Genomic DNA, 22,854 nt, shown 5'->3' with positions numbered 1-22,854 from the left:
TGTGTCCCCCAAAGCAATGAACGGGACAGTGCATCAAAAGAAGTAAGCCGCCCGTAGCCCCACAAAGTTCAAATGATCGACAGCGTTGCTTGCCGCCGGATTGCCAATCCACTGAACGTTGGGTGTGATCTCCATGTGTTCATTGACGCGCCAGTCGTAAAACAGTTCCACGTTTTTTTCATTGCCTGCCAATTGCCTTGAGGCGCGGTAACCTTCTGAAGGATTCAGCACCCCCAAAGCAAGGCCCGCCACATCCTGTTCACGCCCCCAAAGAAGACCGGTCTGACGCAAGCCCAATGTCACAAAACGGTTGAACACACCCGTGCCCTGGAAGCGACGCCCGGCACGGACAAAACCACCCAGACTGTCGGTGAGCGACTGCGACAGGGACAGACCCGCGCCGATTTGGGCTTCCCACTGGCCATTGAACGGGTTTTCAAGTTGTGGATTTCGCCACACATACCATTCGCACCGCCCATGCCGGCGCAAAAAGGCATCCGAGTCAAACTGGATTTGAAGAATGCTGAACGGCTGATTCAGACTGCCTGAAAAACTGGGGCCGTGACCGTGTCCGAACAGGCCCAGCCGCACCACAGGGCTGCGGGCGTTTGAGGCATTCAGATGGCCCGACACCACCACGCCCGGTGAAAATCCGTAGGCGTCTACACCGGCATCAGAACCACTGTCCAGAAGGGCGTTGTGAACGAACACATTGTTCACAAATTCTCTGGACTCGTCGTCTGCATACGCGTTGGTGTCAAAGAAAAGAAAAGGATCAATCTTGCCCATGACCCATTGCACCGGGCCAGTGTCGAATTGATACCAGGCCTGAGCAAGCAGCACAGGCGACACGCCCGCGCCTTTGGCGTTTTTCTCCAATTCAAAGTCGGTTGAATTGACAGCACCAGTGAAGGTGTCAGCGGCGGTCTGAAGGCCCAGCCCGTGCCCGGCCCGCACTTGCAGGTAAATCTGCGAGGTGTCGGACAAGTTCGACTGCACGGCCAAATCGGTCCGGACATTGAAGCGCGCAGCCGAGGTGCCGGGTGCACTTTCACCCTTCTGAAAGCGTTGCCACATGCCGATCGCGTCTCCGCTGATCTCGAAGGAATGGTCAGCGAAAGCAGGCCTGATCGAAAAAACAAAGGCCAGCAAAACGCTGGCCCAACGGTCAATTAATTTGAAACTTCGCAAATTCGAACACGAATTTAGGGTGCCAGTTCTTTGTCCTTCATCGCCACCTGCACAACGTGGTGCGCGTCAATTGCGCTTTGGCAATGTCCGTGGCACTGACGGCAACCTGAACAGGCACCAGTGGTCATGGTAATGTCGTCCACGGTACTTGCACCCTCCCTGACGGCTTGGGCAATGGCGCGGTCACTGACGTTGGCACAAATGCAGACGATCATACTGTCCTCGGAGTCAAATCAAATATCTCAATACAAATAATAACGATTCTTATTATTGATATCAAGCTTTATTTTAATTTGAATCCGCGGCTCAACTTTCAGGCTTCATCATGGACTGCTGGTAATTTTCAAGACCAACCCGCTGAATCAATTCCAACTGGGTTTCCAGCCAATCAATGTGTTCCTCCGTGTCGTCCAGAATAGTCTGGAAGATCTCACGAGAGACAAAGTCACGCTCGGACTCACACACCACGATGGCGTTTTTCACAGTGGCCTGCGAGGCAATTTCCAGTCGCATGTCGCTTTCCAGAATTTCCTGGGTATTTTCGCCAATCATCAACTTGCCCAGGTCCTGAAGATTGGGCAAACCTTCCAACATCAAAATGCGCTCGATCAGCAAGTCGGCGTGCTTCATTTCGCCGATGCTTTCGTCGTATTCCTTCTTCTTCAGCCCTTCCAGCCCCCAGTTGCCATAAATGCGGGAATGCAGAAAATACTGGTTGATGGCAGTCAGCTCGTTTTTCAATTGCGCATTCAGTTGCGCAATCACTTGTGCGGAACCTTTCATGTGGTGTTGTCCTCCTGAAAGTTTGCAGTATAACCCTTACAACCCATCTTCAGACCAGAAGGCCCCGGCGCGCAAGGCCATCGCCGTGGCTGCTGGCGGGCCAAACGTGCCGCTGGTGTAAGGCGCGGGGCTGACGCCCAACTGATGCAAATTACCCATGATCTGATCCACAAAGTGCCACTGGGCCTGCACCTCGTCACGCCTCAAAAACAGGCCAAGGCGGCCGCGTAAAATGTCGGTCAACAGCCGTTCATACGCGTCGCGAACGGGTATTCGCCAGGTGTTGAAAAAATCAAGGTCCAGCGAAACCGGGCGCAAGCGTTCCCGCTCGCCCGGCGTTTTGGCCAACAACTGCAGCTCGAGCTTGTCATCGGGTTGCAGCTGAATAATCAACTTGTTGCCGCTCCACATGCCGCCCACTGGCTCAAACAGGGGTTTGGGCACATCACGAAACTGAATCACGATTTCAGCAAAGCGCTTGGGCATGCGCTTGCCGGTGCGCAACAAAAATGGCACGCCCGCCCAGCGCCAGGTTTGCACCTCGGTGCAAAACGACACATAGGTCTCGGTGTTGGAGTCCTCGGCCACGCCTTTTTCGTGGCGATACGCGGGCACCGGCTGACCCCGAACGTAACCCTCGGCGTACTGCCCTACTACAATTTCAGCGGGTGAACTGACCTTCGGTACTCTCAACGAACGCAGCACTTTTAACTTTTCATCGCGCAGGGAATTGGCCTCCAATGAGACCGGGGGCTCCATGGCCACGGTGGCCAGCAACTGCAACATGTGGCTTTGAACCATGTCACGCAGGGCACCTGCCTGTTCGTAAAAGCCGGCACGGTCTTCAACACCCAAGTCTTCTGCTACGGTGATCTGAACGTGTGCAACGTGCTCGCGTGTCAGCAAAGGCTCAAAAATTCGATTGCCAAGGCGCAAAGCCAGCAGATTCTGCACCGCCTGTTTACCCAGATAATGATCGATTCGGTAAACCTGCGATTCATCCAGCTTGGCCTCCACCGCCTTTTCAATCACGGCAGATTCTGAGGCATTGAATCCAAGCGGCTTTTCAAGGACGAGGCGCAAACGCTCAGGGTCACGACACTCATCCAGGCAGTCCAGCAAATCGGTGAAGCGTGAACTGGGTAGCGCGGCGTAATGCACCACCAAGGGCGGGCAACCCTGCAACGCTGCTGCCAGGTCAGCCTTGGCAGTGGGGCCACCCAGGCTGAGCTGCACTGTCTTGAAATAAGGCTTCAGGGCAGCAATGGCTTGCCGTGCGCTGTCGTCGCCCGCGCGGGCCAGAAAAGCATCCACCTCGGCCAGGCATTCAGAGGCACTGAGCGCCTCACGCTGGGCAAACACCAGCACCGAGTCGCTTGAGAAATAGCCGGTTGCAGCCAGATGACCCAGCGCAGGAATGATTTTCCGCTTGGCCAGATCACCGGCGGCGCCGTGAAGAACAAAGGTAAAAGGACACAGGGGTACAGCATTGGGTTCGTAACAGGCTGCTTTTGAGGGTTCGACCATGAGCGTCCTTGAAGAGGAAAATGGGTTACATGACAATTATCAATTTTCTGTAATTATGTTACATTGACTGCTTCAGTACAAGCACTTGAACGGACCCCATCCATGTCGCCATTGCACCCCACACTCTTGAAAGTGCGTCAACGGATTGAAAAGCGGTCGGCCGCTTCGCGAGCGCAATACCTCAACAGCCTGCCCGCCGGGCCCAGTCCAAGAACCAGCATGGGATGCGCCAACCTGGCCCACGCCACGGCCGTATTTCCCACCGCCGACAAGTTCAAGATTGCGGTGGAGAAGGCGCCGCATCTGGGCATTGTCACTGCCTACAACGACATGCTGTCTGCCCATCAACCATTTGCAATGTATCCGGCAAAAATTGCAGGGTATGCCCAAGAATTGGGGGTCACCACACAAGTGGCTGGGGGCACACCCGCCATGTGTGACGGCATTACGCAAGGCCGTGAAGGCATGGAACTCTCACTGTTTTCACGCGATGTCATCGCCCTGTCGGCGTGTGTGGGTCTGTCACACGATGTGTTTGATGGCGGCATATTACTGGGGGTGTGTGACAAAATTGCACCGGGCCTGTTGATTGGTGCACTGGCATTCGGACACTTGCCCTTTGTATTCATTCCGGCGGGGCCGATGTCATCGGGATTGTCCAATCCCGAGAAGGCAAAAATACGACAGCTTGCATCTGAGGGCAAAGCGGACCGCGCCACCCTGCTTCGTGCGGAAGAGGCAGCCTACCATTCCAGTGGCACCTGCACCTTTTATGGCACAGCCAACTCCAACCAGTTGATGCTGGACTTCATGGGGCTGCAATACCCGGGAGGGGCATTCTGTGCCCCCAACAGTCCTGAACGAGAACGCCTGATTCAGCACAGTGTCCACGCCATAGCCCGGGCGGCTGCCTCAGACCACAGGAATGCCCTGAAACTGGCTGAACTGGTCAATTCGACCAGCCTGCTCAATGCGCTGGTGGGCTTGATGGCCTCGGGTGGTTCAACCAATCACACCATTCACTGGATCACGGTTGCGCGCGCAGCGGGCTATTTGATCGACTGGACGGATCTCGATGAAATTTCCAGCGTCACCCCGCTGTTGACCCGGGTCTATCCCAACGGCACCGAAGACGTGAACGCTTTTCACGCCGCAGGCGGAACAGCCTATTTACTGCGCACCCTGATTGAAGGGGGATTTGTCGATGGCAGTGCCATGACCAGTTTCGGTTGCAGCCTGGGCGAATGTCTCGATGGGCTGCTTCAAGCCAGTTCACAAAGCAGCAATCTGGACGTTTTGCGCCCTCACACCCAACCCTTTCAATCCGATGGCGGAATCCGGCTTCTGCAGGGCAACCTGGGTCGAAGCGTGTGCAAGGTGTCTGCGGTTAAACAAGTCAATCGGTCCATTACAGCACCCTGCCGCGTATTTTCAGACCAGCACGAAGTCATTGAAGCCTTTGAACGCGACGAATTCACACAGGATGTGGTGGTGGTGGTGATTCATCAGGGCCCCAAGGCCAACGGCATGCCTGAACTGCACAAACTGACGCCCGTGCTTGGCGTGCTTCAAGACCGTGGGCTGGCCGTTGCCTTGGTGACCGATGGACGCATGAGCGGCGCGTCTGGCAAAGTACTGGCCGCCATTCATGTCAGTCCGGAGGCGATGCAAGACGGCCCGATTGGGAAATTGCGCGACGGAGACCTGATTCGAATTGAGGCGGACCACGGCGTCCTTCAAACCGACGCAGATTTAAAAAATCGCAACGTGCAAACCATGCCGGCGAGATCGGGCAACCTGGGGCGTTCCTATTTCAACGCCTGGCGACGGGCCGTCAGCGGGGCTGAACAGGGCGCAACCCATTTGTTTGAGGAATTTTAAAATGATTTCAAGCTGGCTTCGACAAGGCATTCTGCCCGTGGTCAACCCCGCATCGGTCGATCAGGCCTTGCAAATTGCCCAAGGGCTTCAACAGGGTGGCATCACGCAAATTGAAATTACACTGCGAACACCTGCTGCGCTTGAGGCGCTTGCCGAGGTCGCAAAGGCCTTTCCAGACATGGCTGTGTCGGCGGGCAGCGTGTTGACCCCGCAACAATTTGAGCAGGCCGCCAACGCAGGCGCTACGTTGTTTATTTCACCGGGCCTGACCGAGGCGTTGGCGAAGCACGCCCTGCAAAATCAATTGCCCTGGATACCGGGCGTGGCCACCGCCTCCGAGGTGATGCGAGCCATGGAACTGGGCTTCAAAACACTGAAGTTTTTCCCGGCCATGGCGGCGGGTGGGCCACCTGCACTGCAAGGTCTGCTGGCGGCACTGCAAGGGCTGAGTATTATTCCCACAGGCGGCATTTCAATGGACACCTGCCCCGCCTGGAAATCAGTGAAAGGCGTCATTGCAGTCGGCGGTTCCTGGCTAAGCAGCAATCTGCCCCCAGAAAATGTCACAGAAGTGGTTCAGACTCGCGCATCGCAATCCATTCAGGTGTGGGCTGGTTTAGACTAGTCGAAAATTTGCAGTGCTCCCGTCACGACGTGCACGTTATTTATTTTATTCAATGAAATCATCACTGACCCAAAGACTTGGCCCCCTGACCATCAACCTGGACCGGCAGCGTTTCGCAGCCGAATCATTGGGCGAATTGCTCAGCGACCAGCAAGTCCGACGCATGCAGGCCATGGTGTCTGGCCAATTCACCGGTAAAGCCGTCAATCCCTCTGAGGGCCGCACCGCCAATCACTGGGCCTTGCGAGCCGCCGCGGCCCCGGCCGCCTATTCGCTGTTTGCACACGCCTGCCAAATCGACATCGATGAGGCCACATCCGTCAAAACCCGACTCGAGGCTTTTGCCGATGAGGTGCGCAACGGCCAATACCGCACACCACAGGGTGAAACCTACACACACATCGTTCACATTGGCATCGGCGGCTCCGACCTTGGGCCGCAATTGCTGGATGACGTCTTCACCCATTTGAAGCTGGAGGGGCAACATCCTCACCTGAGCATCGCCTTTTTGAGCAATGTGGACTATCACGAGGTGCAGGAAAGACTTGCACGACTCGACCCGACCCGCACGCTGGTCACCATTGTCAGCAAATCATTCACCACTCGAGAGACACTCTTGAATGCAGGCCATGTGCGACGATGGCTGCGTGAGGCCGGTACCGAGTTCGAAGAAGCCGCACTGGTCGGCATCACCTGCAAACCGGACAAGGCGATCGAATTTGGCATCGACCGGCAACGGGTTTTTGAATTCAGTGAAAAAGTAGGAGGCCGGTTTTCCCTGTGGGGGCCAGTGTCCGCCTCCATTCGCATGAAATTCGGCAACGCGGTATTCAATCAATTTTTGGAAGGTGCTGCGCTGGTTGACGAACACGTGGCACTCAGCCCCGTTGCGGACAGCCTGCCCGCGTGGCTGGCCATTTGCGATTACTACAATTTACAGCAAGGCATTGAATCATTGATGCTCAGCCCCTACGACTCCAGGCTGGGCCTGCTGGTGCCCTATTTGCAGCAACTCTGGATGGAATCACTGGGCAAAGGCGTCACCAACGAAGGCAAACTGCTGGGCACACCCGGCTGCCCCGCACTGTGGGGCGATGTGGGCACCAATGGCCAACACGCCTTCTTCCAGATGCTGCACCAGTCAGCCCTTGAATGTGCAGTCGAGCTGTTGGCTGTGGTGTGCCCAGCGCACGACGACCAACCCAGCCACCAGATTTTGCTGTCGCACTTTCTGGCGCAGGCCGAGGCGTTTTACAACGGCAGGCTGAACACCGACGAGCAGCGCAACAACCCTGAAATCAACTACCGCACCTGCCCCGGCAAACGGCCTGTGCATGTGCTGATGCTCGACAGGCTAAGCCCGTATTCACTGGGCTGCCTGCTGGCCACCTGGGAACACCGCACCACACTGCTGGCGGCCATTCAGGACATCAACCCCTTCGACCAATGGGGCGTTGAACTGGGCAAAACCATTGCCGAGCAGATTGAACCCTGCTGGACCCAATTGTCAGCCATCCCCAAAGACCCGGTTACCCGGCACTTGCTGGCGCTGATGAAGCACCAGCAATGCGGCGAATAAACACCATGGACTGGACCGCCCTTGCAGTGCCACGCTGCGAACTGGCGGAAAGTCCGAGGTACGCCCACGGGGGCTGGACCTGGCTCGACATCAAACAACGCAAGCTGTACCGCCTGAAACAAAAATCGCTGTTGAATTCGCCACTTCAAAGGGTAGAAGTTATCGCCCTGCCCGATGAAATTGCCTGCGTGCTGCCAACCAGCCAGCCCGACCTCTGGATGGCGTATGGCCGACAAGGCGCTTGGCGCATGCAGGCCAATCAATTGACCCGGGCAATGGACGCACCGTTCGATTCGACCAAGCACCGTTTCAACGATGGCAAGGCTGATTCGGCCGGGCGTGCTTGGGTCAGTTCCCTGGTGGATGCACGACAACCGGCGACCGCGGCCCTGTACCGGATGCAACACGGCCAGGCCAAAGCCATGGTTGACGGACTGATTGTTGGCAATGGGCTGGCCTTTTCACCATGCAACCACTGGCTGTACCTCACTGACACCCGTCAGCGCGCCGTGTGGCGTTATGCCTTTGATCTTGCCAAAGGCGAACTGGGGCAACGGGAGTTGCTGCACACCTACACGGAAGGCACCGAGCGACCCGATGGCGCAGTGGTCAGCGCGGACGGCAGCTATTGGGTGGCAGTCATTGAGGGCTATCGACTGGACCGATTCAATGCAGCAGGAACACTGGTTGAACAGGTGGAATTGCCCTTGGCGCGGCCCACCATGCCTTGCTTGGGCGGCCCCCATGGCGACGAAATGATGGTGTGCTCAGCTCAGCCTGACCTTGATTTTCCCAACCGACCGGGTTTCGAGCAGGCCAGTCTGATCGCCGCCCGTGTTTCAGCACAGGCGCTGCCAGAAAATCAGGTGGTCTGATTGCTTGCTTCTCGGCTTTACTTCACGTAACGGGTTCGGATTAAGGCGTCTTTTAATCCAGCCAGGTGCGACTGCATTTTAGGCCCGAGGGCCAGCGCCACCTTTGTGGCCAGAATGTCCACAATCGACAAATGCAGAATGCGGGAGCTCATCGGGCTGAATTGCTCATAGCTTTCATGGTGATCTGCAGCAATGAACAGGTCGGCCTGCCTGGCCAGTGGTGAACGCGACTGGCTAATAACCACCACCCCTGCACCCTGAGCCTGAGCAAGCTTGCAGGCGTCAATCAACACGCGACTTTTGCCTGAATTGGAAATGACACACAGCGTGTCTTTGTCACTCAACATGCGGGCCTGCATGATCTGCAAATGTCCATCCGACAAAGCCTGCGTGTGACACCCCAGTCTGAAGAACTTGTGCTGTGCGTCTTGCGCCACCATCCCCGAATTGCCCACCCCCATAAACACCAGCGTGCCTTTTTTGCGAATGCTTTGCACAAACTGCCGAGAAGCCTGGGCAATGGACTCAACGGGTGCATGCAGCTTGAATTGTTCGAGGGTGTGAATGGTCTGGCCGATTACCTTGTGGATCAGTGCCTCGTCGCTGTCTTTGGGGGTCGCACTTTGGTGGACAAAAGCAGAGCCCCGACTGAGGCTGGAGGCCAGCTTGAGCTTGAAATCACTCAGGCCCTCGTAACCCAACGACCGGCAAAACCGCACCACAGTCGGACCGCTGACCCGAGCCAGACTGGCAGCCTCGCTGACAGGCGCCCGCAAAAAGGCATCCGGGTCGTGCAACACGAGGCGAGCCACGGCCTGTTCGGCCCGGCTCAAACTGTCAAGCTGACCGGTGATGCGATCCAGTACGTTCATAAGTGACAGCACAGCAGGTAATAAAGTTACACTTTATACCTGTTCGCGTGAATTTTTAATACACTGCTGTCTCAGTGTTGTTTCTTGGGCATGATGTGGATGTAAGACAAGTCCATCACTAGCTGCACAGATTGGCCCGCCTGCAAACGCAGGCGCTCAGGACCGGACAGTGCCAACCGAACAATCAGGCTGGGTGCATGATGGATTGACAACTCAAGCATGGACAACTCGCCCAGATCGCGATGACGACTCAAACTGGCCTCAAACAATCGATGATGTGCAGGCAAATCTCCACCCGTGTACAGCCTGATTCCGTCGCCATGGATCACCCAACTGACCTCGAAACCAGCCGGAATTTTTCCTTTGTCAGAGGCCAGCAGCTCAATGGACTCACCGTGTTGCCCCATCCAGCCAAGGCGCCCCCAACCCGGTTCATCTGATTCACCCAGCCAAACCCCCTGAAACCGGTTTTGAATGCCCAGCAAGTCAGCAACCCGCATGTTTCGGGGGCGGCGATACACCTCACGAGGCGGGCCGGATTGCAACACCTGCCCTTCGTCCAGCACAACCAGCCTGTCACACAGCAATCGGGCTTCATTCAGGTCGTGCGTCACCAACACAATCGGAATATTCAATTGCTGACGCAGCTCAGCCAGCAGGCCGTACAAGCTTTGACGGTTCATCTGGTCCACCGCAGAAAACGGCTCGTCCAGCAGCAGCAAGGCAGGCTGCCGCGCCAGCGCGCGCGCCAGTGCCACACGCTGCTGCTGCCCGCCTGAAAGGGCCTGAGGCCTGCGATGCGCCTGACCGGCCGTGAGTCGCACCTTGTTCAACCAAACCAGTGCCTCGGCTCTGCGCGTGGCTTTCGGCAAATGATCCAGCGCCAAGGCCACGTTGTCGGCAGCGTCGAGATGAGGCATCAGCGCATAGTCCTGAAACACCATGCCAACTCGGCGCTCACTGGGCTTCCTGAAAATCTTGTGCTGGCAATCAACCCACACCGCCTCGCCCACGGAAATCTGGCCCATTTGCGGATTCATCAAACCGGCAAGCACCTTCAACAAACTGGTTTTACCGGCCCCCGAAGGACCAACGACGGCCAGCAGCTCCCCAGGCTTGCAATCAATTCGAACCGACAGGGCGACTGGGCGATTCAGCTGAACATCGACCGTTAGTTCATTCACGCCCGCGCCCCTTTTGATTGACGTGGCGAGAGATACAAAACGGCGACAGCCAACAGACAGAACAGCAGCAGGGTTAAGGACATCGCTTGAGCCTTTTCCAGCTCAAACCCCTGCACACTGTCGTAGATGGCAATGGAAAGCGTGCGCGTTTGCCCCGGTATGTTGCCTCCAATCATGAGCACCACGCCAAATTCGCCCAAGGTATGCACGAAAGTAAGAACCAGCGCCGACAACACACCGCGCCAGGCCAGCGGCAGCTCAATGCGCGTAAAAATGCGCCAGAACGACAAGCCGCAGAGTTGGCCCGCCTGATAAAGGCTGACAGGGATAGACTCAAAAGCCCGCTGCAGGGGTTGAACCATGAAGGGAAGGTTGAAAATCACGGAGGCCAGCAGCAAACCACTGAAACTGAAATTCAGGCTATAACCAAACACCGCCTGAAACAGGCGACCCAGCCAGAAATGCTGACCAAAGGCTTGCAACAAGTAGTAGCCCAGTACAGTGGGTGGCAAAACCAGCGGCAGGATAATGAGCGCCTCAACCAGCGGTTTGCCCGCGAATTGTCGGTAGGCAAGCAGGCGGGCAATCAGCAGGCCAAGCGGCAACAGCACAGCCACGGTGGACATGGCCAATACCACAGACAGTGAAAAGGCCGACCAGTCCATGGCTTACTGCCCGACTCCATAACCGTAACGCTGCAGCACCTTGCGCGCTGCATCGCCTTGCAGATAAGTGTAAAAACGGCTTGCAGCGGTGTTCTCAGGCTTCAGTAAAACCATGCGCTGCAACAGCGGTTTGTGCCACTGCTCCGGCACGACCGCGTAGTTTGATCGGGCCTGAACGTCGGGTAACATCACCAGTGACAACGCAACCAAGCCTCCTTGAGTCGATCCAGACAAGGCGAACTGGGCAGCCTGGGCCACGTTTTCACCAGTCACCAGCTTGGGCTGGATGGTCTGCCATAGACCCGCGTGCTCCAGGGCTTCCTGGGCTCGTTCACCGTAAGGTGCCACGGCTGGGTTGGCAATTGCGAAGTGCTTCAGGCGGCCGTCTTTCAGCGCTTTGCGCAGGTCGTCAAACTGGCTGTCGGCCTTGACCGCTCCGCCTTTGGGCACGAGAAAAGCCAGTTGCCCACGCGCATACACCACACCCGCATTGTTCACTTTGCCGGCCTTTTGAAGCCTAAGCACGTAATCCTCATCGGCAGACATGAACAAATCAAACGGTGCCCCCTGTGAGATCTGATTGTAAAAATTACCGGATGACCCAAACACAAGATCAATTTGCTGACCCGTTTGATCCTGATACTGCTTGGCGATGTCGGCCAGTGCAAACCTCAATGTTGCGGCGGCGGCCACCGTCACCTTGTCCATCGCGAAGCTCGAAGGCGACGCCGTGATGATGGCAAGGCTCACGATGAATCGAAAGACAGACAACCAGCCGAGGCGAGGAAAACGCATGGTGAAACCCTTTTTGATACACTCTCCACATTCTAAGAGCAACCCACCCTGAATCGGCGACTTCACCTTTGACTTCCACACAAGTTTTAAAAGCACCTTCACATTGGGCGGCATGGCTGCTTCTGATACTGTCGGGAATTGGAGTTTTTGGCCTACCCCACCCCACTCGACTCGACTTGTTCATCAGTGATTTTTTCTATGACGCAGCAAGCCACCAATTCCCGCTGAAAAACAACCCTTTGTTTGCTGTGGCATTGCATTCGGGGCTGAAATACTTTTCGGTCTGTCTGTGGTTGGGTTTGCTGGCGTTTACGCTCGTCAAGCGCCAGAAGCCAGGGCACTCTCAACGCCTCTATCTGCTGGTCACTGCCCTATTGGCGGCACTTCTCGTGTCTGTGTTCAAGTCGCTTTCAACGCACAGTTGCCCTTGGGATCTTCAGGATTTTGGGGGGCCGTTCACTGACCTGACCGGTCCTGGCCGATGTTTTCCGAGCGGCCATGCCAGTGTCGGTTTTATGTGGATTGCCTGGCTGTTTGCACCACTCGCACTGCCCGGGGTCAAGCGTTGGCAGATCGTGCTGTTTGTGGTGTCAATAGGCGCGCTGGCCTGTTTTGTGCAAATTGCGCGTGGCGCACATTTTCTGAGTCATGTACTGGCCACTGCATGGGTGTGTTGGGCAGTGGCGCAGTGCATGGCATTCATCTGGGAAATGGCTCAGGCAAAGCTCAACTCACGCTCGGCCCGCAAAGCCTGAACTTCGCGATCAAGCAACGCATGGTGCGCTTCGGTAAGCACAGCCACAGCGGCGCTGCGGGTGCTGGCTTGAATGTCACTGCCGGGCTGGGTCAGGTAATCTGCCCTTCGGCGCAATCCACAAAAGCGGGCAAGGGCAATGTCCAAACGGCATTCACCCAGTGCTTCATTGCTGGCGTTTGCAGCTTGCTCAAATCCGCCAAAGAAAAACTCGAATTCAAAATTGTCCGCAGCCCTCAGGAGGGTCGCCAAACGGATGTCCAACTCGGACTTCGACGGGAAAAACCCATCGTGGCTGTGCACAAACTCTTCACGCAGTTTGGGCACCATGTTACCCAGCTTCAGTGAATACAACCCCATTTGTGCAGCCAGCGGCAAGGCGAGTTTGGTGGCACGATACCGGAAATTAGAACCATCGGAGTCAGTGCCCAGCCACACCGAATTGAACCACATGGCGCCGAGGGTTTCCCAGAAGCAAGCCTCAGTCTCGGGTCGAGAGGTGTCTTCCACCGTACTGACGACGCGCCAATTGCTGGAAAATGGAGTCAGGAATTTCATGATGAAACCTCACACTGCATGGAAACACGATGCACTTAGGTTAGCTTTGATTAACCTCACCCACCTTCCCCCGAAAGGACTCCCCTCCTTTTGCGTACACCCTTAAAACCAGTTCAGGCTTTGAACAGACAACACGACGACCACGATGTAGCGCGCCGCCTTACCAAGGGTGACCAACACGAGAAACGGAACAAGCCGCACGCGCATGACCCCTGCGACAAAGGTCAGTGGATCCCCTACGATGGGCAGCCAGGCGAACAAAAGCGACCAATAGCCAAACCGGTTAAACCACCGCTGCGCCCCAGCCATTTTGTCAGGTTTCAAATAAAACCAGCGCCTGTCCTGAAAACGCAGCAAATAGCGGCCCAGTGCCCAATTGAGAAGTGCACCGAGGGTGTTGCCCAGGGTGGCCACCAACAACAACCAGGCCAGCGGGTGCCCTTGCCGTACAAGCTCGAAGAGCACTGCCTCGGAATACATCGGCAAAAGCGTTGCGGCGATGAAAGACGACGCAAACAAAACCCCATATGACCACATGACAAACACCCATGAAAAAAGCCACCCGAGGGTGGCCTTTCATTGGTAGCCAGCCCATGGCGAGCTGGCACTGTAACGCATTACAGCAGGGTGAGCACCACGTCGACGTTACCACGTGTTGCGTTGGAGTAAGGACACACCTGATGGGCCTTTTCAACGAGGGCCTGGGCCTTGGCTTTTTCCAGACCTTCCAGCTTGATTTGCAATTCCACTGAAAAGGCAAAACCCACGCCCTTGGGGTTTTGGCCAATGCCCACGTGCCCGGTGATCTCGGGCTCTTTTGGCAAGGCGATTTTGTCCTGACCTGCTACAAACTTGATGGCGCCGATGAAACAGGCTGAGTAACCTGCAGCAAACAGTTGTTCCGGGTTGGTGCCAGGGCCACCATTGCCGCCCAGCTCTTTCGGTGTGCTCAATTGCACTTTCAGACGACCGTCTGAGGTTTCTGATTTGCCTTCGCGTCCGCCGACGGATGTGGCCTGTGTGGTGTAAATGGCTTGCATGATAATTCTCCCGTTCCGATTAGTTATTGCGATAACTATTATTCAGGTATTTGTGCATTCTGTCAAATCCCATTTCAACTCAGGCCTTATTCACCCGCTACAATTCGTCGGCGAATGTCGTCCAGCTCGGTTTTCAGGCGAATCAAATTCGCCCGCTCAACGCCGCATTGCTTGACGATGCAGTTGTTGATGTCATAAGCCTTGTCTTTCAGTGCCCGCCCCTCGTCAGTCAGGCATATCTGCAGTTGACGCTCGTCTGTTTCGCAACGGGACTTGTTGAGGTAACCCTGCTCGGCCAGCCGTTTGATCACAGGCGTAATGGCACCAGGCTGCTGACCCAGCAGCCCGGCGATGTGATTCAAGCTGACTCCGTCGGATTCCCAGAGAATCATCATGACCAGGTACTGCGGGTAAGTCAGATTCAAAGGTTCAAGCATCGGCTTGTAAAGCTGCGTAATGGCCAGCGAGGTGGCGTACAGCGAAAAACACAGCTGATTGTCAAGCGCAAGAATATCCTTGTTGGTCATACTTCATCCAATTCCTTAAAGCCTTGAAATTTATTGAGATTCCTCGGTTGAGGCGCATTCACCAAGACTTGGGTTCAGTCTACATCTAATTTTCTTGAGTATGCTCATCATTTTCGGATCGTAAAAACCTTCCTGGGTCAGTTGAATGCGTGCCTGGCGCATCATGACGTCGTATTTGTCTTTGTCCTGCGGCGGAATATCAAGCCAGTAGCGCACCGGAATGCTGGCTTCGGACTTGTCCACGGTGGCCACGGCTGTGTCAAACTTGCTCGCCGTGAATTCACGGCACTTTTGCCCGAAACCCGGCGGAAACTTGTCTGTGCGAATCACGAGGTCTGCCGTCAGTTGAACCAGCGGAAACCGGTAAATTCCCCCTTTCTTGCCCAAGCCCTTGTACAGTTCGAGCGGCTGATAGGCCACAGCCGGTGCATTGATGATGTCCACCTGCCCATTGTTGAACTTGGTGCCAAAGTTGATGATTTCAGAGGACACGGGCTGAGCACCCAGCTGTTGCACAATACGCGCCTGCGATTTGTCGTAATCCAGCACGGCAATTTTTTTACCAGCCGCCTTTTCAACGGAATCAATCGACTTGTCGTTGACAAACACATACGCCGCACCCAAGGGGATGATGCCGGCCACTTCATACTCGCCGGAATGCATGTACTTGGCCGATTGCGGCGTGGCCAACAAATCAATAATGGCCTTCAAGTGTTTGTAACTGGGCACCGCGCCAATGGCGTCGATACTGCCGACAAATTTGTTGAAGGCACGGGCACGCAGCGCGGTAACTGCCATGCCGTCACACTTGCCGGTTTTGAAGTCCTCTGCCGCAAGCCGTTCGTCGGTGTAGGCCTCCAACTTGATGTCTGCACCCCACTTTCGGGCTGTCAGTGCGTAATCTTTGGCAAATGCAAACGCCGGGCCGTTTTGCCCCACAACATCAAACACACACATCACCGGCTTGAAAGCCAGATTGTCAGCGGGTGCCGCCTGCGCCGCGTCAACCCCAAACGTACTGCACAGCGCAATCAACAGACCGGCTGCAAAGTGTGAATGTACCCTCATGGTGTCTCCATCGTTTTTAAATGGTTTGGCAATGCACTGCGAGTGTACACCGCACTCAAGCAACCGGCAGGCTGGTTTTGTCGACAACACGCCTCAAAATAAAGCTGGAGTGTACCCCTGTTACCCCTTCAATTCGGGTAATTCTGTTCAGTAAAAGGTGATGAAATCCATCCATGTCGGGCACGACCACTTTCAACTGATAGTCAGCGCTTTGGCCCGTGATCAGAAGGCACTCAAGCACCTGCGGAACCTGGGCAATTTCAGCTTCAAAGTGGGCAAAACGCTCGGGGGTGTGCTGATCCATTGAGATGTGAATGAGGGCCATCAACGAAAGGCCCAGCTTTTTGGCATCCAGAATGGTTCGATAGCCGACGATGTAACCCGCCTCTTCCAGGGCTTTAACCCGTCGAAGACAAGGCGAGGGGGACAGGCCGATTCGATCGGCCAGGTCCTGATTGCTGATTCGCCCTTCAGCCTGCAAGACTTCGAGAATTTGAAGGTCAAAACGATCGAGATTCATGAAAGCTCCTGATATTTCACATGCAACGCAATTTTATGCCTTAAAAGAATTTTTAAATAATATATAAATTCAAAAACGGCATTTATCGAGGCAATTTCGCAAGCACATTTCAAGGTGGACTGCGTAAGATAGGCCTCGTTGAAGCCCTTTTTGAGTTTTAAAAATCATGTTGAACCAGCCCGCCACGAAGTACACCGCTTTTCCGCCCATTGCCTTGCACGACAGGCAATGGCCAAGCCAGCAGATCACCAAACCACCCGTTTGGCTGAGCACTGACTTGCGCGATGGCAATCAGGCTTTGTTCGAGCCCATGAGTGTTGAAACCAAAATCCGCTTTTTCACGCGTCTGGTTGACATCGGATTCAAGGAGGTTGAGGTCGGTTTTCCCTCAGCCTCCCAGACCGATTTCCACTTCGTCAGACGCTTGATCGATGAAAAACGCATACCCGACGATGTCACACCCATGGTCATCACTCAAGCGCGCGAGGATCTGATTGCGCGCACTGTAGAGTCTGTGCGTGGCGCCAAACGCGCCATTGTCCACCTCTACAACGCCACCGCACCCGTGTGGCGCAAAGTGGTATTCAACATGGAAGTGCCGCAGGTGATGCAATTGATCCAAGACCGGGTGGCCTACTTGAAAAAGCTGACCGACGCGGCACCCGAGACCGAGTGGGTGTTGCAATATTCCCCGGAAACTTTCTCGGCCACTGAACTGGACGTGGCCCTGCAGGCTTGCAACACGGCCATCGAGGCCTGGAATGCCAGGCCAGGCAGGCCAGTCATCATCAATTTGCCGACCACGGTTGAAAACGCCACACCCAATGTATTCGCCGACCAGATAGAGTGGATGCACCGGCACCTGAACCAGCGTGAACATGTGGTGCTGTCGGTGCACCCGCACAACGACAGGGGCACGGGTGTTGCCGCCGCCGAGTTGGCTCAAATGGCAGGGGCACAGCGGGTGGAAGGCTGCCTGTTTGGCAATGGAGAGCGTTGCGGCAATGTGGACATCGTGACTTTGGCCTTGAACCTGTACACCCAGGGTGTGCACCCAAGGCTGGATTTTTCGGACATCAACGCGGTTGCCCGCGAGGTGGAAGAATTCACGCAGATTGCGACCCATCCTCGACACCCCTACGCCGGCGACTTGGTCTTCACAGCGTTTTCAGGATCACACCAGGACGCCATCAAAAAAGGCTTTGCCGCACAGAAGGCCGACGCCATTTGGGAGGTGCCGTATTTGCCAATTGACCCGGCGGATTTGGGCCGCACCTATGACAGCGTGATCCGCGTCAACAGCCAAAGTGGCAAGGGCGGCGTGGCTTATTTGCTGGAAAAGGACCATGGTGTGGTGCTGCCGCGCCGCATGCAGGTGGAGTTCAGCGCTGTGGTGCAGCGTCATGCTGAAGCAGCCGATGCCGAAGTCAGCTCGGAAGAAATCTGGAAACTGTTCAAAAACACGTATTTGCGTGCAGAGCACACGGAATTGACCTACATCAGTCACCATTTGCAAGAGGGGCCGAACGATCAGCAGATCATCGACTTAAGCTGGCGCTGGCAAGGAGACGCCCAAACCCGCAAAGCGGCAGGCAGTGGCCCGGTCGAAGCGGCTTGCAAGGCCCTTGGCGTGGACATGCAAGTGCTTAGTTTTGAGGAGCGATCAATGGGAAGCGGTGCAGATGCATTGGCAATCGCCATTGTTGAAGGCAGCACCAGCGGCGTGCAAGGCTCAAGATTCGGGGTGGGGATACACAGAAACACCACCACCGCATCGGTGATGGCGTTGATCAGCCTGGCCCGGCGGCTGGAGGTAAGCCTGCCGGAGCCCGCTGACGCAAAAACAAACTAGACTTTAATCGCGGTCATGACCGTGGCCATGGCCATGGCCGTGACCATGTCCGTGACCCTCGTCATCGTCATCGCCGCGACCGCGCCAACCGTCGTGGTCTTCGCGATATTCGCGGTACTCGTGCCGATCATCTCGGTCATAATGATAATCGTGTATCACGTAAGTGCTTTCAATATAGGCCGGGCTGAAATCCCGATATTCAGGTGACCTTACGAAATACACCGGGCGAGCACAGGCGTTGTAACGGCCACAATAACGCTCCCAGTGGCGGGCGTGCCCTGGGGGCACAGAAAGGTACACTGGAGGGCCGTACACTGCACGACGCTCAATGATGACCGGGTCAGCGATCACCAATTGTGGCTGTGCATTGGTCACGTTCACCGTGCCGTACACGCCGGGCAGCACTTCACCGCCTACGCCCACAGAAATGGCAAGATCTCCTGCGTTGGCTGCCGCGCTGGCCAAACCCAAGGTGGCAGCAACACCCAACAGACTGATTGTTTTACTGATTTTTTTCATTTTAAGTACTCCAATTCGAATGTGTCCCCTATAAAACGAACCAGTTGCCGTAGGAGTTGACCCGACAAGCCGTAAAGATTTGTTAAGTCACACCTAACCCAATCGCCAATTGTGATATTTGGAGAGCAAGGCCAGCACTCTGGCGGGCGCGTGGGCGCGTTTCCACTCGCCCGCCGCGTATTTGTTCGCCTCAGCCAGGGTTGGATAGGTGTGGATTGTGCCCAGTATCTTGTTCAAGCCCAAACCATGGCGCATGGCCAGCACAAACTCGGCCAACAAATCACCCGCATGCGTACCCACAATGGTCGCACCCAAGATTTTGTCTTTGCCAGGCACCGTCAAAACTTTGACAAAACCGTGGGCGTCGCTGTCAGTAATGGCCCGGTCAAGGTCGTCAATGCCGTAACGGGTCACTTCGAACGGCACGCCCTGTGATTTGGCATCGGCTTCGTTCAAGCCGACGCGCGCCACTTCTGGATCAATGAAGGTAGTCCATGGGATGACCGAATAATCCACTTTGAATTTTTTGAACTGGCCGAACAAGGCGTTCACAGCCGCATACCAGGCTTGGTGCGCAGCCACGTGCGTGAATTGGTAAGGACCTGCCACGTCGCCTGCCGCAAAAATATTGGGGTACAGGGTCTCCAGATAATCATTGGTTTGCACCACACGATGGGTGTCGATGCCCAGCGCTTCCAGGCCATAACCTGTCAGGCGCGCGCTTCTGCCCACGGCGCACAGCAGGTCGTCAAATTCCAGTTCGATCTGTTGGCCCGTGTGTTCCATTATCAGGAACTTGCGCCCATCCCGCAATTCGCAACGCAGGGCTTTGTGACCCACCAGTACATTCACACCATCGGCGTGAAGCGACTTCATGGCCAGATCAGACACCTCGACATCTTCGCGGATCATGATTCGATCCGCCATTTCAACCTGCGTGACAGTAGACCCCAGACGCGCAAAACTTTGGGCAAGCTCGCAACCAATGGGGCCACCGCCCAGCACCACCAGCCGCTTGGGTGGCTCATTGCGTTTGACAAATTCGTCCCACAGGGTGTCGCTGGTGACATAACCCACGTCTTGCAGACCCGGCAATGGCGGCACGAAAGGCTGTGCACCAGCGGCAATCACAACGCTGCGTGCTGTCATGGTGCTTTCACGGCCGTCGTTGTGTTTGATGTGGACCGTCCAAGGGTCGATCAATTTGGCATAACCCTGCACAACATTGACGCCCAGGCCGGTGTAACGCTCAATGCTGTCGTGCGGCGCAATGTCGGCAATCACTTTGTGAACACGCTGCATGACCGCTTTGAAACTGAGTGCGGGCGTGGCAGCGTTCAAGCCATAACGGTCGGCATGGCGCATCTGGTGTGCCAGTTTGGCCGATTTGATCAGCGCCTTGGAAGGCACGCAGCCATAATTCAGGCAATCACCGCCCATTTTGTGGGCTTCGATCAGCGTGACTTTGGCCTTGACGGCGGCGGCGATGTAGGCCGTCACCAAGCCCGCGGCCCCAGCGCCAATGACGATCAGGTTCTGATCGAACCGGGCAGGCTTTTTCCAGCGCGCATACACCTTGCGCTTGGCAATCAGGTTCAGTGCTTTTTTCGCGATCAGCGGGAACAAGCCCAACAAGGTGAATGAAATCAACAGCCCCGGCGACAAAATGCCTTTTAGCGAGCTGATTTTGGCCAGCTGTGTGCCTGCATTCACATACACGGCGGTGCCTGCCAGCATGCCCAACTGGCTGACCCAGTAATAGGTTCTGGTCTTGATGGCTGTCAAACCCATCAGCAGATTGATCACAAAAAAAGGCACCACAGGCGCCAGTCGCAAGGTAAACAGGTAAAAAGCGCCTTCTTTCTCGATTCCGGTGTTGAATGCTTTCAGGCGGCTGCCGAACTTGCTTTCGACATAATCACGCAACAGGTAGCGGCTGGCCAGAAAAGCCAGTGTTGCGCCAATCGTGGACGCAAACGACACCACAATGGTGCCACCCACCACACCGAAGAGTGCGCCTGCACCCAGGGTCATGACGGCCGCCCCCGGAAAAGAGACCGCCGTCAGCACGATGTAAATGGCTGAGAAGATTGCAACAACCAGCCAGGGCTGGGTGGCGTTCAGGGTTTGTAGCTGATTCACCCCTTGCTTCAAACCGTCCAGAGTCAGGTAGCTGTCGATTCCGAAATAATGCGCCGCCAGAAAGATGGCCGCAATGGCCACCAGGATGATCAATTTTTTCATGAATTGGGGTCCGTTGAATTTTCAGTTGCAGTGCACACAAGTACGTCTGGCATCAAGCTTCGGTTACACTAAAACGCGCAGCAAATTCCTGTAACCTTTTGTTCATGCCTGACGAATTCATTCACAACCAGAACGCTGACCCATTTGAAACGAAGCTTCGCCCTTTGTGGATGTCCGCACAGGGTGGAAACTCGGCCGATTACCGGTCCGCCTTGGCCCTGATGACCCAACGCCTGCGTGCCTTTTTTGCCAACAAGCTGCAAGGCCTGCCTGACGAAGTCGAAGACCTGGTGCAAGAAACACTGATTGCGCTGCACAACAAGCGCGGCACTTACGACCCTGCTTACCCGGTGTCGGCCTGGATGTTTGCCATTGCTCGTCACAAACTGGTGGATTTACACCGCAGAAGAGGCAGAACCGAGGCCCTGCACGACCACATTGATTCGGTGGATGAAAGTGAATTGGCCTCTGAGGTGGCCGAACAGTCAGCAGCACGGGATGTGGGGCAACTGCTGAACAAGCTGCCCGATGCACAGCGGGTGGCGATTGAGTTGACCAAGCTGGAGGGCTTGAGCATTGAAGAAGCGGCGCGACAAACCGGCAGCAGTGTGGCTGCCGTGAAGGTGCAGGTGCACAGGGGCTTGAAAGCACTGGCAGCGCGCTTGAGGAGTACCTGACATGAAAACCGATGATTTGATGAACATGCTGGCCAACAACGCCGGCCCTGCCCCCAAAGCACTTGCGCTGAAAAGCCTGAGCCCCGCATTGCTGCTTGGCCCATTGCTGGCCGCAACCATTGCCATTTCGGTTCTGGGTTTGATTCCGCTACAGATGTTCAGCGAGATTGCAGTGTGGGCCAAGCTGAGCTATGCCACCACACTGGCACTGCTGGGTGGTATTTGCATGGTCAGGCTTGGCAAGCCTGGGGTGAAAATTGGCCTACCCCCACGGTTATTGCCAGCTTTGGCTGTGCTGGTGGCCTTGATCGGCGCAGGCAATTACCTGAACACCCCAGCCAATGAAGTGCACAAAGCCCTGTTCGGCGGATCCTACCTGGTCTGCCCTTGGGCCATTCTGACAGTCTCTGCGCCCGCGCTTGCACTGGCCTTGTGGGCAGCCAGACAACTGGCCCCTACCCGCCCGATGTTGAGCGGTGCCGCCTGCGGCTTGATGGCTGGCGGTTTGGGTGCCATGGGTTATTCACTGGCGTGTGTTGAAACCTCATTGACCTTCATCTCGATCTGGTACACCGCGGGCATCCTGCTGTGCACTGGTTTGGGTGCCCTGCTGGGCAGCCGATTCCTGCGCTGGTAAGCGATTACAAGCCAAGCTCCGACAGCCCCGGGTGATCTGCAGGTCTGGGGCCTGAGGGCCAATGAAACAGACGATCGCTTTCGGCGATCTTCAGGTCATTGATGCTGGCGTGACGTTTGGCCATCAATCCGTTTTCGTCAAATTCCCAATTTTCATTGCCGTAAGAACGCCACCATTGCCCGCTTTCATCATGCCATTCGTAGGCGAAGCGCACTGCGATGCGGTTACCTGCTGTGGCCCACAATTCCTTGATCAGGCGGTAATCCTTTTCCTTTTGCCATTTGCGGGTCAAAAACTCGATGATTTCTGCTCGACCTTTCGGGAACTCGGAGCGGTTTCGCCACTGACTGTCAGGCGTGTAAGCCAGGGCCACTTTCTCCGGATTTTTGCCATTCCAGCCGTCCTCGGCCATGCGGACCTTTTTGATGGCGTCTTCCACAGAAAAGGGAGGAAACGGTGGGCGCTGTTCAATGTTGTTCAT

25 protein-coding genes are annotated in these 22,854 nt (G+C 55.7%); 8 read left to right on the top strand and 17 right to left on the bottom strand.

The features are described 5' to 3' along the window. Positions 1-33 precede the first annotated feature (33 nt). From QQJ87_RS13525 to zwf, 4 genes are all read right to left on the bottom strand, one after another. A complete protein-coding gene (locus QQJ87_RS13525; RefSeq protein ID WP_284282390.1) occupies positions 34-1,077 on the bottom strand; it encodes a carbohydrate porin in 1,044 nt (347 codons plus the stop codon). A 128-nt stretch (positions 1,078-1,205) separates the two neighbouring features. Continuing rightward, positions 1,206-1,406, bottom strand: a complete 201-nt coding sequence (locus tag QQJ87_RS13520; RefSeq protein ID WP_284282389.1) for a (2Fe-2S)-binding protein — start codon at positions 1,404-1,406, stop codon at positions 1,206-1,208. 91 nt (positions 1,407-1,497) lie between these two features. Then, positions 1,498-1,974, bottom strand: coding sequence for a bacterioferritin (bfr, locus tag QQJ87_RS13515; RefSeq protein WP_284282388.1), 477 nt, complete (start codon positions 1,972-1,974; stop codon positions 1,498-1,500). 36 nt (positions 1,975-2,010) lie between these two features. Then, positions 2,011-3,501, bottom strand: coding sequence for a glucose-6-phosphate dehydrogenase (gene zwf / locus QQJ87_RS13510; RefSeq protein WP_284282387.1), 1,491 nt, complete (start codon positions 3,499-3,501; stop codon positions 2,011-2,013). Between the two features lie 102 nt (positions 3,502-3,603). Here zwf and edd point away from each other — a divergent pair, with 102 nt between their 5' ends. From edd to QQJ87_RS13490, 4 genes are read left to right on the top strand one after another with little or no spacing between them, the layout of a single operon-like run. Further along, a complete protein-coding gene (gene edd / locus QQJ87_RS13505; protein WP_284282386.1) occupies positions 3,604-5,382 on the top strand; it encodes a phosphogluconate dehydratase in 1,779 nt (592 codons plus the stop codon). Position 5,383: 1 nt separating this feature from the next. Beyond that, positions 5,384-6,007: a bifunctional 4-hydroxy-2-oxoglutarate aldolase/2-dehydro-3-deoxy-phosphogluconate aldolase gene (gene eda, locus QQJ87_RS13500; RefSeq protein WP_284282385.1), complete on the top strand. Its 624-nt coding sequence runs from the start codon at positions 5,384-5,386 to the stop codon at positions 6,005-6,007. 52 nt (positions 6,008-6,059) lie between these two features. Then, the gene (locus tag QQJ87_RS13495; protein WP_284282384.1) at positions 6,060-7,586 is read left to right on the top strand and encodes a glucose-6-phosphate isomerase; all 1,527 of its coding nucleotides are present in this window, start codon (positions 6,060-6,062) and stop codon (positions 7,584-7,586) included. 5 nt (positions 7,587-7,591) lie between these two features. After that, positions 7,592-8,461 carry an SMP-30/gluconolactonase/LRE family protein gene (locus QQJ87_RS13490; protein WP_284282383.1) on the top strand — a complete coding sequence of 290 codons (870 nt, stop codon included), beginning with the start codon at positions 7,592-7,594 and terminating at the stop codon, positions 8,459-8,461. A 17-nt stretch (positions 8,462-8,478) separates the two neighbouring features. Here QQJ87_RS13490 and QQJ87_RS13485 read toward each other — a convergent pair whose 3' ends face one another. From QQJ87_RS13485 to modA, 4 genes are all read right to left on the bottom strand, one after another. Beyond that, positions 8,479-9,333 (bottom strand): MurR/RpiR family transcriptional regulator, encoded by an 855-nt coding sequence (locus tag QQJ87_RS13485; protein WP_284282382.1) that lies wholly within the window; start codon positions 9,331-9,333, stop codon positions 8,479-8,481. 71 nt (positions 9,334-9,404) lie between these two features. Further along, a complete protein-coding gene (locus QQJ87_RS13480; RefSeq protein ID WP_284282381.1) occupies positions 9,405-10,517 on the bottom strand; it encodes an ABC transporter ATP-binding protein in 1,113 nt (370 codons plus the stop codon). Beyond that, positions 10,514-11,182: a molybdate ABC transporter permease subunit gene (gene modB / locus QQJ87_RS13475; protein ID WP_284282380.1), complete on the bottom strand. Its 669-nt coding sequence runs from the start codon at positions 11,180-11,182 to the stop codon at positions 10,514-10,516. The genes QQJ87_RS13480 and modB overlap by 4 nt, the downstream gene beginning before the upstream one ends. A 3-nt stretch (positions 11,183-11,185) precedes the next feature. Next, positions 11,186-11,977, bottom strand: coding sequence for a molybdate ABC transporter substrate-binding protein (gene modA, locus QQJ87_RS13470; RefSeq protein WP_284282379.1), 792 nt, complete (start codon positions 11,975-11,977; stop codon positions 11,186-11,188). Between the two features lie 176 nt (positions 11,978-12,153). Between modA and QQJ87_RS13465 the strand changes: the two genes are divergently transcribed. Further along, positions 12,154-12,732, top strand: a complete 579-nt coding sequence (locus QQJ87_RS13465) for a phosphatase PAP2 family protein (RefSeq protein WP_284282378.1) — start codon at positions 12,154-12,156, stop codon at positions 12,730-12,732. On the opposite strand, the gene QQJ87_RS13460 is transcribed toward QQJ87_RS13465, so the two are convergent. From QQJ87_RS13460 to QQJ87_RS13435, 6 genes are all read right to left on the bottom strand, one after another. Further along, on the bottom strand, positions 12,693-13,289 hold the full coding sequence (locus QQJ87_RS13460) for a hypothetical protein (protein WP_284282377.1): 597 nt from the start codon (positions 13,287-13,289) through the stop codon (positions 12,693-12,695). The genes QQJ87_RS13465 and QQJ87_RS13460 overlap by 40 nt on opposite strands. Positions 13,290-13,391: 102 nt before the next feature. Then, a complete protein-coding gene (locus QQJ87_RS13455) occupies positions 13,392-13,826 on the bottom strand; it encodes a YqaA family protein (RefSeq protein ID WP_431310105.1) in 435 nt (144 codons plus the stop codon). Positions 13,827-13,906: 80 nt separating this feature from the next. Next, on the bottom strand, positions 13,907-14,329 hold the full coding sequence (locus tag QQJ87_RS13450) for an organic hydroperoxide resistance protein (RefSeq protein WP_284282375.1): 423 nt from the start codon (positions 14,327-14,329) through the stop codon (positions 13,907-13,909). Between the two features lie 86 nt (positions 14,330-14,415). Further along, positions 14,416-14,856: a MarR family winged helix-turn-helix transcriptional regulator gene (locus QQJ87_RS13445; RefSeq protein ID WP_284282373.1), complete on the bottom strand. Its 441-nt coding sequence runs from the start codon at positions 14,854-14,856 to the stop codon at positions 14,416-14,418. 30 nt (positions 14,857-14,886) lie between these two features. Then, complete coding sequence (locus QQJ87_RS13440) at positions 14,887-15,924, bottom strand: putative solute-binding protein (protein WP_284282371.1); 1,038 nt, start codon at positions 15,922-15,924, stop codon at positions 14,887-14,889. A gap of 55 nt (positions 15,925-15,979) precedes the next feature. Beyond that, positions 15,980-16,444: an Lrp/AsnC family transcriptional regulator gene (locus tag QQJ87_RS13435; RefSeq protein WP_284282370.1), complete on the bottom strand. Its 465-nt coding sequence runs from the start codon at positions 16,442-16,444 to the stop codon at positions 15,980-15,982. Positions 16,445-16,610: 166 nt separating this feature from the next. Here QQJ87_RS13435 and leuA point away from each other — a divergent pair, with 166 nt between their 5' ends. Then, complete coding sequence (leuA, locus tag QQJ87_RS13430) at positions 16,611-18,296, top strand: 2-isopropylmalate synthase (protein WP_284282369.1); 1,686 nt, start codon at positions 16,611-16,613, stop codon at positions 18,294-18,296. A gap of 3 nt (positions 18,297-18,299) precedes the next feature. Here leuA and QQJ87_RS13425 read toward each other — a convergent pair whose 3' ends face one another. Beyond that, a complete protein-coding gene (locus QQJ87_RS13425) occupies positions 18,300-18,815 on the bottom strand; it encodes a hypothetical protein (protein ID WP_284282368.1) in 516 nt (171 codons plus the stop codon). A 93-nt stretch (positions 18,816-18,908) separates the two neighbouring features. Continuing rightward, positions 18,909-21,059 (bottom strand): dihydrolipoyl dehydrogenase family protein, encoded by a 2,151-nt coding sequence (locus tag QQJ87_RS13420; protein WP_284282367.1) that lies wholly within the window; start codon positions 21,057-21,059, stop codon positions 18,909-18,911. 104 nt (positions 21,060-21,163) lie between these two features. On the opposite strand from QQJ87_RS13420, the gene QQJ87_RS13415 reads away from it, so the two are divergent. Together QQJ87_RS13415 and QQJ87_RS13410 are read left to right on the top strand one after the other, a co-directional pair. Next, on the top strand, positions 21,164-21,736 hold the full coding sequence (locus tag QQJ87_RS13415) for a sigma-70 family RNA polymerase sigma factor (protein WP_284282366.1): 573 nt from the start codon (positions 21,164-21,166) through the stop codon (positions 21,734-21,736). A 1-nt stretch (position 21,737) separates the two neighbouring features. Beyond that, a complete protein-coding gene (locus tag QQJ87_RS13410) occupies positions 21,738-22,373 on the top strand; it encodes an NrsF family protein (protein ID WP_284282365.1) in 636 nt (211 codons plus the stop codon). A gap of 4 nt (positions 22,374-22,377) precedes the next feature. Here QQJ87_RS13410 and QQJ87_RS13405 read toward each other — a convergent pair whose 3' ends face one another. Continuing rightward, on the bottom strand, positions 22,378-22,854 hold the full coding sequence (locus QQJ87_RS13405) for a nuclear transport factor 2 family protein (protein ID WP_284282364.1): 477 nt from the start codon (positions 22,852-22,854) through the stop codon (positions 22,378-22,380).

It is taken from the genome of Limnobacter litoralis, from assembly GCF_030160455.1.
GTDB lineage: Bacteria > Pseudomonadota > Gammaproteobacteria > Burkholderiales > Burkholderiaceae_B > Limnobacter > Limnobacter litoralis.
The sequence above is the reverse complement of the archived record's forward strand: the minus strand, read 5'-3'. Positions and strand labels throughout refer to the sequence as shown.

Bases quoted from the DNA above. Each gene is read 5' to 3' on its own strand.
- QQJ87_RS13525 (WP_284282390.1), bottom strand. From the start codon at position 1,077: ATGTGGCAACGCTTTCAGAAGGGTGAAAGTGCACCCGGCACCTCGGCT.
- QQJ87_RS13520 (WP_284282389.1), bottom strand. From the start codon at position 1,406: ATGATCGTCTGCATTTGTGCCAACGTCAGTGACCGCGCCATTGCCCAA.
- bfr (WP_284282388.1), bottom strand. From the start codon at position 1,974: ATGAAAGGTTCCGCACAAGTGATTGCGCAACTGAATGCGCAATTGAAA.
- zwf (WP_284282387.1), bottom strand. From the start codon at position 3,501: ATGGTCGAACCCTCAAAAGCAGCCTGTTACGAACCCAATGCTGTACCC.
- edd (WP_284282386.1), top strand. From the start codon at position 3,604: ATGTCGCCATTGCACCCCACACTCTTGAAAGTGCGTCAACGGATTGAA.
- eda (WP_284282385.1), top strand. From the start codon at position 5,384: ATGATTTCAAGCTGGCTTCGACAAGGCATTCTGCCCGTGGTCAACCCC.
- QQJ87_RS13495 (WP_284282384.1), top strand. From the start codon at position 6,060: ATGAAATCATCACTGACCCAAAGACTTGGCCCCCTGACCATCAACCTG.
- QQJ87_RS13490 (WP_284282383.1), top strand. From the start codon at position 7,592: ATGGACTGGACCGCCCTTGCAGTGCCACGCTGCGAACTGGCGGAAAGT.
- QQJ87_RS13485 (WP_284282382.1), bottom strand. From the start codon at position 9,333: ATGAACGTACTGGATCGCATCACCGGTCAGCTTGACAGTTTGAGCCGG.
- modB (WP_284282380.1), bottom strand. From the start codon at position 11,182: ATGGACTGGTCGGCCTTTTCACTGTCTGTGGTATTGGCCATGTCCACC.
- modA (WP_284282379.1), bottom strand. From the start codon at position 11,977: ATGCGTTTTCCTCGCCTCGGCTGGTTGTCTGTCTTTCGATTCATCGTG.
- QQJ87_RS13460 (WP_284282377.1), bottom strand. From the start codon at position 13,289: ATGAAATTCCTGACTCCATTTTCCAGCAATTGGCGCGTCGTCAGTACG.
- QQJ87_RS13455 (WP_431310105.1), bottom strand. From the start codon at position 13,826: ATGTGGTCATATGGGGTTTTGTTTGCGTCGTCTTTCATCGCCGCAACG.
- QQJ87_RS13450 (WP_284282375.1), bottom strand. From the start codon at position 14,329: ATGCAAGCCATTTACACCACACAGGCCACATCCGTCGGCGGACGCGAA.
- QQJ87_RS13445 (WP_284282373.1), bottom strand. From the start codon at position 14,856: ATGACCAACAAGGATATTCTTGCGCTTGACAATCAGCTGTGTTTTTCG.
- QQJ87_RS13440 (WP_284282371.1), bottom strand. From the start codon at position 15,924: ATGAGGGTACATTCACACTTTGCAGCCGGTCTGTTGATTGCGCTGTGC.
- QQJ87_RS13435 (WP_284282370.1), bottom strand. From the start codon at position 16,444: ATGAATCTCGATCGTTTTGACCTTCAAATTCTCGAAGTCTTGCAGGCT.
- leuA (WP_284282369.1), top strand. From the start codon at position 16,611: ATGTTGAACCAGCCCGCCACGAAGTACACCGCTTTTCCGCCCATTGCC.
- QQJ87_RS13425 (WP_284282368.1), bottom strand. From the start codon at position 18,815: ATGAAAAAAATCAGTAAAACAATCAGTCTGTTGGGTGTTGCTGCCACC.
- QQJ87_RS13420 (WP_284282367.1), bottom strand. From the start codon at position 21,059: ATGAAAAAATTGATCATCCTGGTGGCCATTGCGGCCATCTTTCTGGCG.
- QQJ87_RS13415 (WP_284282366.1), top strand. From the start codon at position 21,164: ATGCCTGACGAATTCATTCACAACCAGAACGCTGACCCATTTGAAACG.
- QQJ87_RS13410 (WP_284282365.1), top strand. From the start codon at position 21,738: ATGAAAACCGATGATTTGATGAACATGCTGGCCAACAACGCCGGCCCT.
- QQJ87_RS13405 (WP_284282364.1), bottom strand. From the start codon at position 22,854: ATGAACAACATTGAACAGCGCCCACCGTTTCCTCCCTTTTCTGTGGAA.